Annotated in this window: 15 protein-coding genes; 11 read left to right on the forward strand and 4 right to left on the reverse strand. The window is 33.0% G+C overall.

Going from position 1 to position 15,014, the window contains the following annotated elements:
* Positions 1-2: 2 nt before the first annotated feature.
* Positions 3-1,232, reverse strand: a complete 1,230-nt coding sequence (locus JS605_RS14380) for a porin family protein (protein WP_203258424.1) — start codon at positions 1,230-1,232, stop codon at positions 3-5.
* A gap of 332 nt (positions 1,233-1,564) precedes the next feature.
* Positions 1,565-3,154: a transcription termination factor Rho gene (gene rho / locus JS605_RS14385; protein ID WP_203258425.1), complete on the reverse strand. Its 1,590-nt coding sequence runs from the start codon at positions 3,152-3,154 to the stop codon at positions 1,565-1,567.
* Between the two features lie 199 nt (positions 3,155-3,353).
* On the opposite strand from rho, the gene JS605_RS14390 reads away from it, so the two are divergent.
* Positions 3,354-3,764: a DUF4293 domain-containing protein gene (locus JS605_RS14390; RefSeq protein WP_130938339.1), complete on the forward strand. Its 411-nt coding sequence runs from the start codon at positions 3,354-3,356 to the stop codon at positions 3,762-3,764.
* A gap of 550 nt (positions 3,765-4,314) precedes the next feature.
* Here the strand turns inward: JS605_RS14390 and JS605_RS14395 are convergent.
* Positions 4,315-4,809, reverse strand: coding sequence for a metallophosphoesterase family protein (locus JS605_RS14395; protein WP_203258426.1), 495 nt, complete (start codon positions 4,807-4,809; stop codon positions 4,315-4,317).
* Positions 4,810-4,998: 189 nt separating this feature from the next.
* On the opposite strand from JS605_RS14395, the gene JS605_RS14400 reads away from it, so the two are divergent.
* The 10 genes from JS605_RS14400 to JS605_RS14445 all read left to right on the forward strand — a co-directional run bounded on the left by JS605_RS14400 (position 4,999) and on the right by JS605_RS14445 (position 14,158).
* Positions 4,999-5,988, forward strand: a complete 990-nt coding sequence (locus tag JS605_RS14400) for an AraC family transcriptional regulator (RefSeq protein WP_203258427.1) — start codon at positions 4,999-5,001, stop codon at positions 5,986-5,988.
* A gap of 106 nt (positions 5,989-6,094) precedes the next feature.
* Positions 6,095-6,454, forward strand: a complete 360-nt coding sequence (locus JS605_RS14405) for a hypothetical protein (RefSeq protein ID WP_203258428.1) — start codon at positions 6,095-6,097, stop codon at positions 6,452-6,454.
* Entirely contained in the window at positions 6,438-6,932 is a 495-nt protein-coding gene (locus tag JS605_RS14410) for an anthrone oxygenase family protein (RefSeq protein WP_203258429.1), read from the forward strand. Before JS605_RS14405 ends, JS605_RS14410 begins: the two co-directional genes overlap by 17 nt.
* 25 nt (positions 6,933-6,957) lie before the next feature.
* Positions 6,958-7,359: a DUF5367 family protein gene (locus JS605_RS14415; RefSeq protein WP_203258430.1), complete on the forward strand. Its 402-nt coding sequence runs from the start codon at positions 6,958-6,960 to the stop codon at positions 7,357-7,359.
* Between the two features lie 44 nt (positions 7,360-7,403).
* On the forward strand, positions 7,404-8,240 hold the full coding sequence (locus tag JS605_RS14420; protein WP_203258431.1) for an NmrA family NAD(P)-binding protein: 837 nt from the start codon (positions 7,404-7,406) through the stop codon (positions 8,238-8,240).
* A 291-nt stretch (positions 8,241-8,531) separates the two neighbouring features.
* The gene (locus JS605_RS14425) at positions 8,532-10,277 is read left to right on the forward strand and encodes a hypothetical protein (protein WP_203258432.1); all 1,746 of its coding nucleotides are present in this window, start codon (positions 8,532-8,534) and stop codon (positions 10,275-10,277) included.
* 53 nt (positions 10,278-10,330) lie between these two features.
* Positions 10,331-10,885 carry a DMP19 family protein gene (locus tag JS605_RS14430; protein ID WP_203258433.1) on the forward strand — a complete coding sequence of 185 codons (555 nt, stop codon included), beginning with the start codon at positions 10,331-10,333 and terminating at the stop codon, positions 10,883-10,885.
* 15 nt (positions 10,886-10,900) lie between these two features.
* Positions 10,901-11,389, forward strand: a complete 489-nt coding sequence (locus tag JS605_RS14435) for a tetratricopeptide repeat protein (protein WP_239000365.1) — start codon at positions 10,901-10,903, stop codon at positions 11,387-11,389.
* A gap of 255 nt (positions 11,390-11,644) precedes the next feature.
* Positions 11,645-12,388, forward strand: a complete 744-nt coding sequence (gene truA / locus JS605_RS14440) for a tRNA pseudouridine(38-40) synthase TruA (RefSeq protein WP_203258434.1) — start codon at positions 11,645-11,647, stop codon at positions 12,386-12,388.
* The gene (locus JS605_RS14445; protein WP_203258435.1) at positions 12,389-14,158 is read left to right on the forward strand and encodes an ABC transporter ATP-binding protein; all 1,770 of its coding nucleotides are present in this window, start codon (positions 12,389-12,391) and stop codon (positions 14,156-14,158) included.
* Here the strand turns inward: JS605_RS14445 and JS605_RS14450 are convergent, their stop codons facing one another.
* Positions 14,159-14,947, reverse strand: a complete 789-nt coding sequence (locus JS605_RS14450) for a DUF3667 domain-containing protein (RefSeq protein ID WP_203258436.1) — start codon at positions 14,945-14,947, stop codon at positions 14,159-14,161.
* Positions 14,948-15,014: the final 67 nt, after the last annotated feature.

The raw sequence follows: 15,014 nt of genomic DNA on the forward strand, positions 1-15,014 counted from the left end.
ACTTAGAATATAGAATACCCCAGAATTAAAGAAACTGTTTTGTGATCTAATAAAACATCTGTTTCATTAGGAAAGCTTAAACGCCTAGGTGTATTATACCTTAGTTCCAAACTGTATTTATTTTTGAATTTATAGCCTAAACCAAGAGCGAGATTAGGGCTACTGTTAACTTCTGTTTCAGTGTTGTTAATAAATGCTTTGGAGTTTAAATTTACATCAAAGACTACAGCAGCATTTAGAAAAAGTTTTGACTTTTCATTGAAGAAGAAATAGTGCCTTAAACCTAGTGGTATTTCAATGGAGGAGTAGTCTAAATTTATCAATATTTCTTGACCTATGATAAGGTCGAATGGATTTACAATTATCCTGCCCTCATAGCTAGAAAAACGGTATGTAGGTTCTATAAATAAAGCCCATTTATTACTATTGAACCCCAAAATATACTCCAATTCAATACCGACTCCAAGGTTTTGATTTTTCTCAAAATTATGCTCCTCAAAATCTGGGATTAAATCTTCAAAATTAACAAGCTTAGAACTATTTATTCGAGGTCTTATAGATAAATTAAAATTATCTTTTGATTGTTTCTTTTCATTAAAATCTATATACTCTGAGTGTGTACAATTATTAAATTTTTTGAAAATATTTAATAAGCTTTTAGTATTATAATTAAGGTTTTTAATAGTGCTGATACTAATTTCAGAACATTTTAGAGCGTTTCTAATTTGCTGTTTGAATTGGTTATTTGTGCCAATTTCACGTTGTGAAGTGTAATATTGTTTGTGTACCAATTGTTTTATTTCATCATTTTCAATGGAAAAAAAGAATTTTTCTATATTGCTTTTCCTGTATAAATATAAACTAGCTTTACCATCAAGTAGAACTTTTAAAAGCAATGTTTCCTTGCTAAAAGATGGTTTTTTGGTATAACTCAAGTTGTTTTTTTTGTCATCAGATCTATCTATATTTACTTGAGTTTTTACATATTTACAAACATCATAGATACCAAATTCTTTAACCAAATCAATACCTATCTCTTTCTCTTTGTCATTTTCGGATATTTTGTATGTAAATTTTGAAGGATTATTTACCCAATCTAAGTTTTTAATTAAGCATTCTACTTTATCATCAAGATTATTGATAAAATAACCTTTTTCATATGTTATTTGCGAATGAGAATTAATAATTATAAATAATCCAAATACAATGGTCGTTAAAATGTTTTTTAACATATTTTAATAATAGTTTAGAATTTACACTCGTTTTATTACTTGATTGAAGGTTAAAAGCTCGCATTTTCATTGCAGTTACTTTTAGTTTCTATAAATCTTTTTTAATACTGATTGTCATTTCTAACATAGAGAGAAACCTGACTATGTTATAGATTAAAAACTATGGGTTTCCAATCCATAGTGGTTTATTAAAAAAGTTAAACGTGTGTAAATGTAAGAAAAACTATTAGTTAGAATTAGTAGTAAGTTGGTTTAATTAATTTTTTTTCTCACAAAAAAAGCCTCAACAATTTGTTGAGGCCATAGTTAATTTGAGTTAGTCAGCTTCTTAATTATCCATTCATGGAAATTAAAAATTCTTCATTATTTCTAGTTTGTTTAAATCGGTCATTAATGAACTCCATAGCTTCAACAGGGTTCATGTCTGCTAAATATTTACGCATTACCCACATACGTTGTACGGTATTATCATCTAATAATTTATCGTCACGACGCGTACTTGAAGATGTTAAATCAATAGCAGGGAAAATTCTACGGTTAGATATTTTTCTATCCAACTGCAGTTCCATGTTACCAGTTCCTTTAAATTCTTCAAAAATAACTTCGTCCATTTTAGATCCAGTTTCAGTAAGCGCAGTAGCTATAATGGTTAATGAACCACCGTTTTCAATGTTACGCGCAGCACCAAAGAAACGTTTTGGCCTATGTAATGCGTTAGCATCAACACCACCAGATAATATTTTACCAGAAGCAGGTTGTACAGTATTGTAAGCTCTTGCTAAACGCGTTATAGAATCTAAAAGAATCACAACATCATGGCCACATTCTACAAGTCGTTTTGCTTTTTCAAGAACAATGTCGGCTATTTTAACGTGTTCATGCGCTTCCTTATCAAAAGTTGAAGCAATTACTTCCCCACGTACATTACGCTGCATATCTGTAACTTCCTCAGGACGCTCATCAATCAATAAAATCATTTGATACACCTCAGGGTGATTCGCTGCAATAGCATTAGCCACGTCTTTAAGTAGCATTGTTTTACCCGTTTTTGGTTGAGAAACAATCATACCACGCTGGCCTTTTCCTATAGGCGCAAACAAGTCCATAATTCTTGTAGAAATTGTACTTTGGCGTTCAGCAATGTTAAATTTTTCTTCTGGGAATAGCGGTGTTAAGTGCTCAAAAGCTACACGATCTCTCACTACATTAGGGTCCTGACCGTTAATTTTACTAACCTTAATTAATGGAAAGTATTTCTCGCCTTCTTTTGGTGGGCGTACATGTCCTAAAACAGTGTCTCCTTTTTTAAGGCCAAACAATCTAATTTGCGATTGAGATACATAAATATCATCGGGAGAAGATAAATAGTTGTAATCTGAAGATCTTAAAAATCCATAACCATCTTGCATAATGTCTAAAACACCTTCACTTTCAATAATGGCATCAAATTCAAAATCTGGCTCACGATAACGGTTTCTATTATCCTTGTTACCATTATTACCTTGGTTTTTATGATTTTGGTTTTTATGCTGGTGGTTATTATCTCTCCTTTGGTTACGCTGTTTATTATCGCGTTGTCCTCTGTTTTGTTGATTATTGTTATTCTGCTTTTGGTTATCGCTAGGGGTTTTAGCGTCTACCGTTTTTTCTTTTGCGCTATCAGAGGAGCTTTGCTCTTGCTTAGCATCGTTATTTTGCTCTCTTTGTACGCGTTGTCTAGGTTTTCTAGTAGGTTGTTCCGCTTTTTTATCTTGCGTGGGCGCTGCTTCTTTTGTTGCTTTTGGGTTCGCAGCTTGATAGTCTAGAATTTGATATACCAAATCCAGTTTCTTCATCGAACGGAATTTGGGAATACTTAATTGCTTAGCAATGTCTTGTAAATCTGTAAGCTTTTTTTCTTTTAATTGTGAAATTTCAAACATGAAAGTTTAATTGAATGCTATTGTATTGAATATAAAATTTGAGTCTCTGAAAAAAAATAGATTTTTTATTCTGAAGAATTAACAATCTGAACTAGCGATTGTTGAGAATTATTACTGCAATAATACAACTTTATTTTAATTTAACCTGTCAAATTAATAAAGAAACTATTATTTTTGCCATCCAGATTATTAAATTAGCATGTTACAACGCATACAAACGGTATATTTATTATTAGCAGCAGCCAATGCTTTGGGGCTAATATTTGTATTTCATTTATGGATTACAAATGATGGTGCTACAGTTTTTGCTAAAGATCAATTACCTTATTTTGCAGCGTTTTTAGTATCAGGAGCCTTATCGCTCATCACAATATTTTTGTTTAAAAACAGGAAGCTTCAATTTGTTTTGGGGCGCCTTAACATCATATTAAACTTTTTTTTACTAGGATTTTTCGTGTATCTATCTCTAAATTTATCTGGAGAAACCGAGGTTTCAGAGAAAGGTATTGGGATGTTTCTTCCTATTATTTCTATCGTGTTTTTGGCCTTGGCCAATAAAGCCATTAAAAAGGATGAAGATCTTGTAAAATCTGTAGATCGATTACGTTAAACCTAACATCTTAGTAGTATTAGTGCGTAAGCCCAAGGTGAAGATCTTGGGCTTTTTTAGTGAAACTCAATTTTTAAAAGCTTGAAAAGCGTATTAAAAATTGAAAGTTGAACTAATCCCGCTGTAAAGCGGGATATAAAGCCTCCCTTACTCCCTCCAAAGGAGGGAAATACTCAAACTCTTAAAACAAATTTTAGGTAAATTATAATGAGTATTGCTTCCAGTGATGCTGGGCAGGAGCATCGTATTGAGAAGTTGGACGTTACCCTCCTAAGGTCGGGTCGGGCTTTCCGCTATATCTTTTCTCGTGCCTCAAAAAGGATGCCGCTGCAATCCCTAACGCGGGCTAATCCGCATAAGTAAGTGTTTAGAAAATGGTAGAAGCATACTTGCTAATGTTTGCATACCCCTTAATCCTCTTTTTTTAGAGGGGAAACTGAAGTGTTTCCCTCCTAAAAGGGAGGGATTGAGGGAGGTGTTTTTAAGTAAAGTTGCTCAGAATAAGAGTGTTCCCTTCCCAACTGGTAAGGGGGTAGGGAAAGGCTTTTTTTTATCGTCGGCTAAACTCAATAACTTCTAAATTATCAATTTTTTTACCATCAATTGTAAAACGTAACATTGTACGCACTTTGTGAAACCCATGTTTGCCAACCGCACCAGGATTCATATGTATAAGGTTTAGTTTTTTATCGGGCATTACCTTTAAAATATGCGAATGTCCACAAATAAATAACCGTGGTGGATTTAGTTTTATAGCTTCAAAAACTCGCATATTATATTTTGGAGGGTAGCCACCAATATGTGTCATCCAAACATCAACATCTTCGCACATAAAGCGGTTGTGTTCTGGAAACTCTGCTCGTATTTCTGCATCATCAATATTACCATATACGCCACGTAACGGTTTTAAAGCCTTTATAGCGTCGGTAACTTTTAAATCGCCAATATCTCCAGCGTGCCATACTTCATCAGCCTGTTTTACATATTTTAGTATGTCATTGTCTATGTAACTGTGAGTATCAGAAAGGAGTAATATTTTCGTCATTTTAAAGTGCTTAATAAGTGTTACAAAGATTCAAAATTTAAATGAAGCATAGTATATTGATATATAATCTTCTTATAATTTTAAAAAAACACAAAGAGTTGTCTTTCAATATAAAAAAATGAAATATTTTTATAAATGTAGATAAGTCTTTATAAGACAATGTATCTAATTTTCTGTATCTCTATATTAATGAAATACTTTTCAATACATCTATATCGTAAAATGCTCAATTGTGCCATTGGAGAGGGTATGTCTCGAGATGATTTTATGAATCTACCCACGCCTATTAATGCTATTGATGGATTACAAGTAATTTCAGCTGATGAATTTTTAGCATTACACGAATTGTTAGATGATAAACTCGGCCCGGGATTTGGAGTAAGAGTAGGCCAGCAAATGAAAATAGAAGACTATGGCGTTTTAGGACTCTCATGGCGTACATGCTCTAGAGTTGGAGAGATTTTTGAACGTAGTGAGCGGTATTTTAAACTACTATCCAACACCTTTATGTGGCATGTGGAAGTAGAGGGAAACCTATCCCATGTACATCTTAATAGAGAAGCCAAACGTCGTGGTATGGAATTATCTACAGAAGCAAGTTTGTCAGCCACTGTAGTAGTACTGCAAGCGATGTCTGAAAAAGATATAGCACCAATTAAAGTGGCATTTAAACATGGACCTCCTAAAGATTTAACCAGTTATACAGCTGCTTTTAATTGTCCAATTGAGTTTTATGCACCACATTACGCTATTACATATGAAACAGCAGACTTACAATTAAGAACCGCCAAAGCAGATAGTAGTATTAATAATTACTTATTAATGCAAGTTGACGAAAAAACCAAGGGGATTAAAATTCCAGGAAATAGATTCGTTCAGGATGTAGAAGCTCTTATTAAAGATGGGCTTCCAACAGGTATACCTAGTATTCAAAATATTAGCAGCCTCCTAGCTATGAGTAATAGAACACTTACCAGACGTTTAGCAGATGCAGGTGTTACATATCGCGATTTAATTAAAAAAACTCAAGAGCATATAGCTAAAACACTGCTGCAAGATCACAATAATAGTGTAGGCGAGATAGCCTTTTTAACGGGTTTTTCCGAACAGAGTGCTTTCAATCGCGCTTTTAAGAAATGGACAGACCAAACCCCTTCAGAATTTAGAAGTAAACATTAAAAAACTCACTTTGGCTTAAAATGTCAAAAGGTTGTCTTATAGTGTCAAAAATCTAGTGTAAGCACTTCGCACCTTTGTATCATCAAAACAATAACATTGTAAAAAGATGATAACACTATTAAAATGGTTGCTAGTATTCATACTGTCCATTACAATCAAATCAAAAGATTACAAACAAGACCGTGCTTATACGAACTACTTGGTAAAAACCAAACTAGATTCTACTTCAAACAACGCATTTTCAATTCTTGAAAACAAGTGCAATATCTGCCATACAAAGCGCAATCGTAAACGTATTTTTACCGCTGAAAACATGAATGCTTTTAAGGATGCTATTTATAAGCAGGTGTTTATAAAACGACGCATGCCCAAAGGCAATAAAATAAAACTCAATAGTACAGAATATCAACAATTATTAACGTGGATTAGCACCACACAAAATGAAACTTATGGAAATAAAATTTAAACTCATCGTGTTAGTTTTAGGTGTACTGTTTACAGGACTAACTGCAGGACTTTGTTTTACATGGTCTAACGCCATAACACCAGGTATAGGAAGATTAGACGATTTAAGCTTCTTAAAATCGTTTCAAGCCATGAATAGAGCAATTATAAACCCTCGTTTTCTCATAGTATTCTTTGCGCCAGTAGTACTATTATTTTTAAATACTTACTTATACAGGAAAGCAAATACAACAACTTTTTGGCTATTTCTTAGTGCAGCAGTTATATTTTTTATTGGTGTGGGGCTTATAACGGTATTTAAAAATGTACCACTGAATACTATTTTAGAAAACGCGGTATTAGAAGATTTATCATCTATAGAAGTAAAGCGCTTAAGAGAAACATTTGAAAGTCCTTGGAACTTTTGGCACATGATACGTACAATAACCTCTTTCACAGCATTTACATTATTACTAGTAGGTATACTTTATAACAAATAAATAAACATTATTAAAAACAAATATTATGAAACTATTAAGAGCAATTACTATCGGCACAATTATTTGGGGTTTTGGTGTGAGCTTGTTCAACCTATCTTTTTATATCCCAATATTAGAAGATGCACAACAACAGGCTAATATGGTTTTGTTTCTTATGGTTATGCCTCTGGTTTGGTATGGCGCAAGATTTTATTACCGAAAAGACAAACACACTCATGGGTATTGGGTAGGACAAGCCTTTTTCTTAACAGCAATGGTTTTAGATGCTGTAATTACCGTACTGGTATTTATAATACCCAATGGTGGTAGTTACTATGAGTTTTTTACCGATTTAGGGTTTTGGATTATAGGGGTAGAATTTATAACCATTACTGTATTGTATTGGTATACCAAAATCTATGTAAGAACACTAAAAGCAATTAACTGATTTTTAAACACAATACATATATAGAAACATTAAAAACAAATATTATGAAACAGAACATTTTAGTCATCGGAGGTACTGGTAAGACTGGTCGCCGAGTAGCAGAAAATTTAACTCAATTAGGCCATAACGTTAGAGTTGTAGGTCGCAAAACAAACCCTGTATTCGATTGGGAAAATCCAGATACTTATGATGCAGTATTAAAGGATATGGATAGAGCTTATATTGTGTATTATCCAGATTTAGCAGTGCCAGGATCTAGAGACGCAATTACTACATTAACAGAAAAAGCTTTAAAAGCAGGCTTAGAAAAAGTGGTATTACTTTCGGGTAAAGGCGAAACAGAAGCTGAAGCCTGTGAAGACATAGTAGCAAACTCAGGGTTAAATTATACGTTGGTTAGAGCCTCATGGTTTAATCAAAACTTTAGTGAAGGTGCATTTTTAGAATTTGTATTAAACGGTGTGGTAGCATTACCAATGCCAGAAGCTAAAATTCCATTTGTGGATGCTAATGATATCGCAGATGTGGTAACCAAAGTTTTAACAGATGATACCTATAACAGTAAAACCATAACGGTTACAGGCCCTAAAAAACGCACCTTTGAAGAATTGGTAACTATCATGGCAAAAGCGAGTGGGAGACAGATACAATATGTGCCAATTTCTATAGAAGCCTTTAAGGATGGTATGCGAGAAGCAGGCCTGCCAGATTCTTATGTTTGGTTATTTGGCTATCTGTTTAAAGAAGTGCTAGGTAACCCAGAAAACCAAGAGGTATCTCATGATGTGGAGCGTGTTTTAGGACGACCTGCTATTGATTTTGAAACCTATGCTGAAAACACAGCTGAAACAGGTATTTGGGATACGGTGGTTGCTATGTAGAATTACAGTATAAAATTTGAGTGAAAAGGCTAGTTCAATGGTGTTGGGTTAGTCTTTTTGTTTTGAAATGATATTGTCGATGTAACTTTGGGTGCCGAAAAGTAACAATATTTATGTTATATTTAATTAGAAAACAGTATTGGAAGAGTCGTAAATTCTAGAGTTAAATTTTCATGAACTAATTTTGGTTTCTAGTTTATGAAAATTTTTGGCTGCTATAGCTTAAGCTACTCTAAAAGTGATTAATAGGAGATATACCTAAAAATTTAAAAAATAATTTAGAGACAAATAATGAGACAAATAAGACTTCTATTTATAACTTTTTTATTTCTTGTGTTATCGTGCAATAGTCAAAAAAAAAGGAATATTTCCGATAAAGAATTGGAAGAACTCTTCGAAAGAGAAAAGAAAAATGAAGAGCGAGCTAAATATGGTGGGAGCAATTCAAAAATTGAAATAATTACAAATTCTGATGAACTTCAAAGTCTTAAAAGTTACATATCTGAAAAAAACTCTGAAAGAAGAAAAAAAGCGTTAGCTGAAAGTCAAAGTAAAACATTACCTGAAAGGTATAAGGCAGGAGATAAATCTGTTGTTCCACTAATTATAAAAACCTTAAAAAGTCAAGATTCTCAGGCAAAGAAAGAGATATATCTTAATTTAAGTAGAAGGTATGATGAATCAGATCAGTATCAAATAGTCGAACCCGAATTAATAAAAATAATTTTGAACAATATTTCTAAACCAGAAGATGAAAAAGCAGTAATTCAATTGTCTGGTTTTATGGGTTTAAAAGGATATCCTGAAGTCTTTGAAGAACAATTACTTTTAAAAAAATCAAAGGATAAAAATAGATTGATATATTGGCTTGGTAAGGAAGGGAAGAGTTTGAAAACATTGGAATATATTGAAAAACTGATATTTGATGACTATTTCGATTTTGAAGAAAATGACTATGTTATGTCTGGTTTAGTTGGTTTTGCTAAGAACGGGACACTGGAGACTAAATCAAAAGCTTTTGAAATTGCATTATCAATATACAATCAAGAACTTATTCCCAGAGAAAAATTTGAAGAAATGAAAACCTCTTGGTCTTCTACAAATCCTGCGATTGGCCTAACTGAAATATTACTTGAATCGACTAACAAAAAACTCATACCAATCGCAAAAAGATTCATTAAGAATGAAGTTAGAGAAGAAAAAGCATTAATTGCTCTAATAAAACTTGAAGGTAAAACTCATAAAGAATTAGTCTATAAATTTCTCAGAAATAAAGATAAGTTTTTTGATGCTTTACAACCAGCGGCTGAACTGTTTAAAATTTCGAAAAGTCAGAATTTAGTAAAGACAATATTAACAGAGTTTGAGGGAAGAGAAGTACATGATGACTATTCAATAGAAAGGATTGTTTCAACCTTAGTTTCTATGGATGCTACTGAATATTTTTCTGAACTTGATAATATCATTGAAAATAAGCTATTAGTTGAGTCTATTTTGAAACAGTATGATTTGACCAAAGGCTCAATTGAAACAGTTGCCAATGATTTATATAAGTTTGGAATTATTTCAGATCCTATTTCTAACAAAATTATTGAAAAGGCAAAAAAACTATCTAATACTGAAGATTCTATTGATTATGCTTATGATCTTTTATCAGTTTCTAATTTGTATCTATGGTTTGATGCAGAGCCAGGAATTCTACCTGTAGACTATGATGATTTAATTCTTAAATTTATAAAAAATAGTAATGGGAAACTAAATGAAATTGATGTATGGATGGATGCGGATGTAGATAAAAGTCACAACATTAATTACAAAATTTATGTTTCTGCAAATGATAGAGTGTACATTATTTATCCCGAAGATATTGGAGATTGGTATGATGTTGAGGTTGTATTGAATTTGATGAACACTATTGCAAAAGATGCAAATCTTGTGGAACGGTATGTTTTTATTGATACTGGAGATCAAACCGTTCAAACTCTTTTTGGGCCTGAGGATAAAGTGAATCAATTTATTGAAAAGTACAATTTGTAAATTCAGATGCTTTACGGAGTTTGAAATTTCTCATTGCAGGGAATCTTTAATGAATGAAAGTAATAAAAAACATTTTCAAACTATTCAAAAAGAAATCTACAAATAATATTTCATGGATGACTGATGAAGTCACTGAAAGAATCGCAAAAAGAGACAAAATTGTTAGAGATGGAGATGTTGAAGGTTTATTTTTATTGAATGATAGGTCTGATTTTTCTGTTGGATTGCATGAAATTCTTATGAAGCAGTATAATAAAAATGCTCAGTCTTTAAATACTGTACAATTAAATTTATTTCTTTGTATGCATATAGAAAATGCCGGGCAAGCAGATCATATCCTTAGTTTTTTACAAGAATGTTTTCCAGAGTACCAAGAGCAAGTGGTAACGTCTTTTAATGAAATTGGAGCAATTAAATCGGCAGAAATTATAAAACAAGCTATAGAATTACTCCCTGAGGATGGAAGTTGGTTTTTCGAAACTTCAAATGAAGATTCAGAAAAACTAATGGAAAAATTGGATAGTGAATTCTCGGATTATCCTGATGGTTTTATGAAAGACTTATATTTTAAATATGCCTCTAAAAACAGGAGTAAATTTATTTTCTAAAAAGATAGAACAGAGATGCACAAACTTTTTATAATAATTGCATTCATTTTTTCACTAAGTGTCTATGGACAAAATGAAATTGAGTTAGACGATAAAACGTATTCCAAAATTGAAAAACTTTCAAAAAAGGGAGATAAATATGTCGAAATAGGTAATTACAAAAAAGCTTTGGAGAAATATTGGGAAGCTTATAATTTAATCCCAGAACCCAAAACTGAGTGGGAAACCACCACTTGGTTGTTAGTAGCGATTGGTGATGCTAACTTCTTGAGTTCGGATTTTAAAGATGGTGCTGATAATTTTAGAAGTGCAATGAATTGTCCGGGTGGAATAGGAAATCCTTTTTTACATTTAAGATTAGGGCAATGCCAATACGAAAATGGAAATTTACAAAAGGCTGCTGATGAATTAACTAAAGCTTATGCTATGGCTGGAGAGGAAATTTTTGAAGATGAGGATTCTAAATACTTTGAGTTTTTAAAAACTAAGATAGAAGTTGATTAAGCAGATTTAACGATAAGTTAGCAAACACACCCGCGTTAAGGATTGAACGGCATGTTGGAGCTCCTCGCAGAGAGCGACTAGTGAAAGCCTGACCCGACCTTAGGAGGGTAACGCCCACTTTTTAATATTTAATTAAGACAACACGCTTTATCACAACTATAAATCTCTCTATCTTTGCAGCTTTAGAAAAGTGACACTTTTTTGTCATTCTGAACTTGTTTCAGAATCTCAACATCAATTATATATTATTGTGTTTTGCGATATTTTATAGAACTTTCATACAACGGGAGCGGATACCACGGGTGGCAAATACAACCTAAAGCTACAACGGTACAAGAGGTTTTAGAGGATGGGTTGTCTAAGGTGTTGAGCGACAAAATTTCGGTGGTGGGAGCTGGTAGAACAGATACTGGCGTACACGCTACCCAAATGTTTGCGCATTTTGATACGGATAGGCTGTTTGATACCGACGATTTAGTGTATAAACTCAATTCGTTTTTACCGTTTAATATTGCAATTACCACAATTTTTAAGGTAAAACCTTATGCTCACGCACGGTTTGATGCCACAAGACGTAGTTATTTGTATCGCATTAGTTTAAAAAAAAATGTGTTTACAAACCGTAATGCCTATTATTTAAAGCAACCGCTAGATGTGGATAAAATGAATGCTGCGGCTAAAATTTTATTTGAGTATAAGGATTTTCAATGCTTTTCTAAAACGCATACCGACGTAAAAACGTATTATTGTAATATTATGAAAGCCAAGTGGTTTTTACGGGATGGCGAGGTGCAATTTACCATTACGGCAGACCGTTTTTTACGCAACATGGTACGTGCCATTGTGGGTACTATGATAAACATCGGGTTGGGCAAGATTGCAGTAGAGGATTTGCATACCATTATAAAATCTAAAAATAGGAGTGAAGCAGGGTATTCTGTACCAGCACATGGGTTATATTTAACAGAAGTAGTGTATCCTGAAACGATTAAGCTTTAAATGGAGAAGAAAAAAGAAAATATATTTGATTTTACGCTGTTTAAACGCTTGTTTAAATTTATAAAACCTTATAAGGTTACGTTTACCATCGTTTTTGTTTCGGTAATTATTATTGCCATTTTGGGGATAGCAACACCAGAATTGTTACAACGTGCCATAGATACCAAATTAACTGACAAAATTAGCGAAGGGTTTTTAACCTACATCGTAATTATGATTGGGGCATTGATTTTGGAATTCCTGTTTCAGTTGGTTTTTATATACTATGCGAGTTGGTTAGGCCAACATGTGGTAAAGGATGTACGTGTAAAATTGTTTGACCATTTATTACGCTTTAAAATGAAGTATTATGATAATTCTTCGGTTGGGGTGTTAATTACACGTTCGGTAACTGATATGGAGCGTATTGCTGATATTTTTGGTCAGGGGCTGTTTCAAATATTCAAAGATTTGCTTGCCATGCTAGTGGTGTGTGGTTTTATGCTTTTTAAAAGTTGGAAACTGAGTTTGATTGTTTTTGTAATGTTACCTATTGTGCTTTATGCTACAAGGTTGTTTCAAAAGTATATGAAGAAAGCCTTTGAAGAAGTGCGTACTGAGGTGTCTAACTTAAATTCCTTTGTGCAGGAACGTTTAACGGGAATGAAAATTCTACAGTTATTTGCTCGTGAGGATATCGAAAACGAAAAGTTTAGACAAATTAACGAACGCCATAAAAAAGGATGGTTAAAAACAATTTGGTACAACTCTATTTATTTTCCAATTCCTGAATTTATCATTTCGGTTACTATTGGTTTGGTGGCTTGGTATGTTGGTGTGATACAAATCGCCGATAAAAGTGTGTCTATTGGAGTGCTTATGGCATTTATCATTTTAATTCCAAAGCTATTTCGTCCGTTACGCCAAATAGCTGATAAGTTTAATACGCTACAGATGGGAATGGTAGCAGCAACACGAGTATTTAAAGTGCTGGATACTACTTCACAAATTGATGATAACGGTACGCATAAAGCGGAACATTTTAAAGGCGATATTGCTTTTAAAAATGTATGGTTTAATTATGTTGAAGACGAACCTGTTTTAAAAGGGATTTCTTTTGATGTTAAAGCTGGGCAAACCATTGCTATAGTTGGTGCAACTGGTGCCGGAAAATCTACGATTATTAATTTATTGAACCGTTTTTATGAAATTAAAGACGGAACTATATGCATTGATGGTATTGCCATAAGTAATGTTACTTTAGCGTCGTTACGTACGCAAATTGCAGTAGTGTTACAAGATGTGTTCTTGTTTGCTGATACGATTTTGAATAATATAACGCTTAACAATCCTGATGTTTCTGAAGAAGAAGTTATTGAAGCTGCTAAATCTATCGGTGTACATGAATTTATAAGTAGTTTGCCTGGAGGGTATCACTATAATGTTAAAGAGCGTGGTGTGATGTTATCTTCGGGTCAGCGGCAATTAATTTCATTCTTGAGGGCGTATGTTACCAATCCGAGTATTTTAGTGTTGGATGAAGCAACATCTTCTGTGGATTCCTATTCTGAACAGCTCATTCAAAATGCAACTGATAAAATAACAAAAGATCGTACTTCAATAGTAATAGCCCATAGATTAGCTACTGTAAAAAAAGCAGATAAAATTCTTGTTATGGATGCTGGCGAAATTGTGGAGCAAGGTTCTCATGATGAATTACTTAAAAAGAAAGATGGGTATTACAAGAATTTATATGAGGTACAATTTTTGAAGGAAGCTGAGGTGGCTTAACTAGGTTTTAGGTATAAAATCTTGGAATGAGATTTCCCCAGTTAGTAATAATCCACCTATGGTTAGTATAGATATACCAAAGTAACCTACTAAGAAAAACAATAAGAATAGCGGTACGCGCCAAAGTAAAGACGTTTTTTTGTCTTGAGAATTTTTATAGGCTACATAAACACAAAATAGTACCATAACTACGGAGTAAATAAGTGCTGTATCAATATAAAACTGAGGATTTGCAAGTAGCATTATTACGGCATAAATAGAAGAGATAATGCTAAACGTTGTTAGCGCATATATTGCGGTAACAATATGTTCGGCTAGATTATAATTTTTCTTATTAAAGAACACATAACTCGCAAAAGCCAAAACAGGAATGTAGAATAGAAACAACAATGAACTATATTCCATAGTAGATGCCATAATTTTTTCTGTTCCAGCACCTCCAGAACTTGTCTGCGCATAACTAACTTTAGAGAAATCAATATTTTCCCAGGCTATTTTTTTCATTAAGAATAAAATAAATCCAGAAGAGGTTAATGAAATAGCCAACATACTTACTGGATTTAAATACTTTTTTCGTAAACCGCTTATATAGCCACCACAAACTTCCTCAGGTTTTGTAAGCATGTGGGAAATGGTTTTTAAAAACGTATTATCTAAATTAAAATAACGTTCTAAAAAATCGTAAACTAAACTTTTATTAGTAATTCTTTGTCTTACAACCTTGCCTCCACAATCAGGGCAATAGCTGTAATCTGTTCTTAAGGTATTATTACAGTTTTTACAATTCATTTTTATTTCATTAAATAACCAAAAATATAACCTCCAACTACATCAACAAAGATTAGAGATACAAACC

It is taken from the genome of Hyunsoonleella ulvae (assembly GCF_016827605.1).
Lineage (GTDB): Bacteria > Bacteroidota > Bacteroidia > Flavobacteriales > Flavobacteriaceae > Jejuia > Jejuia ulvae.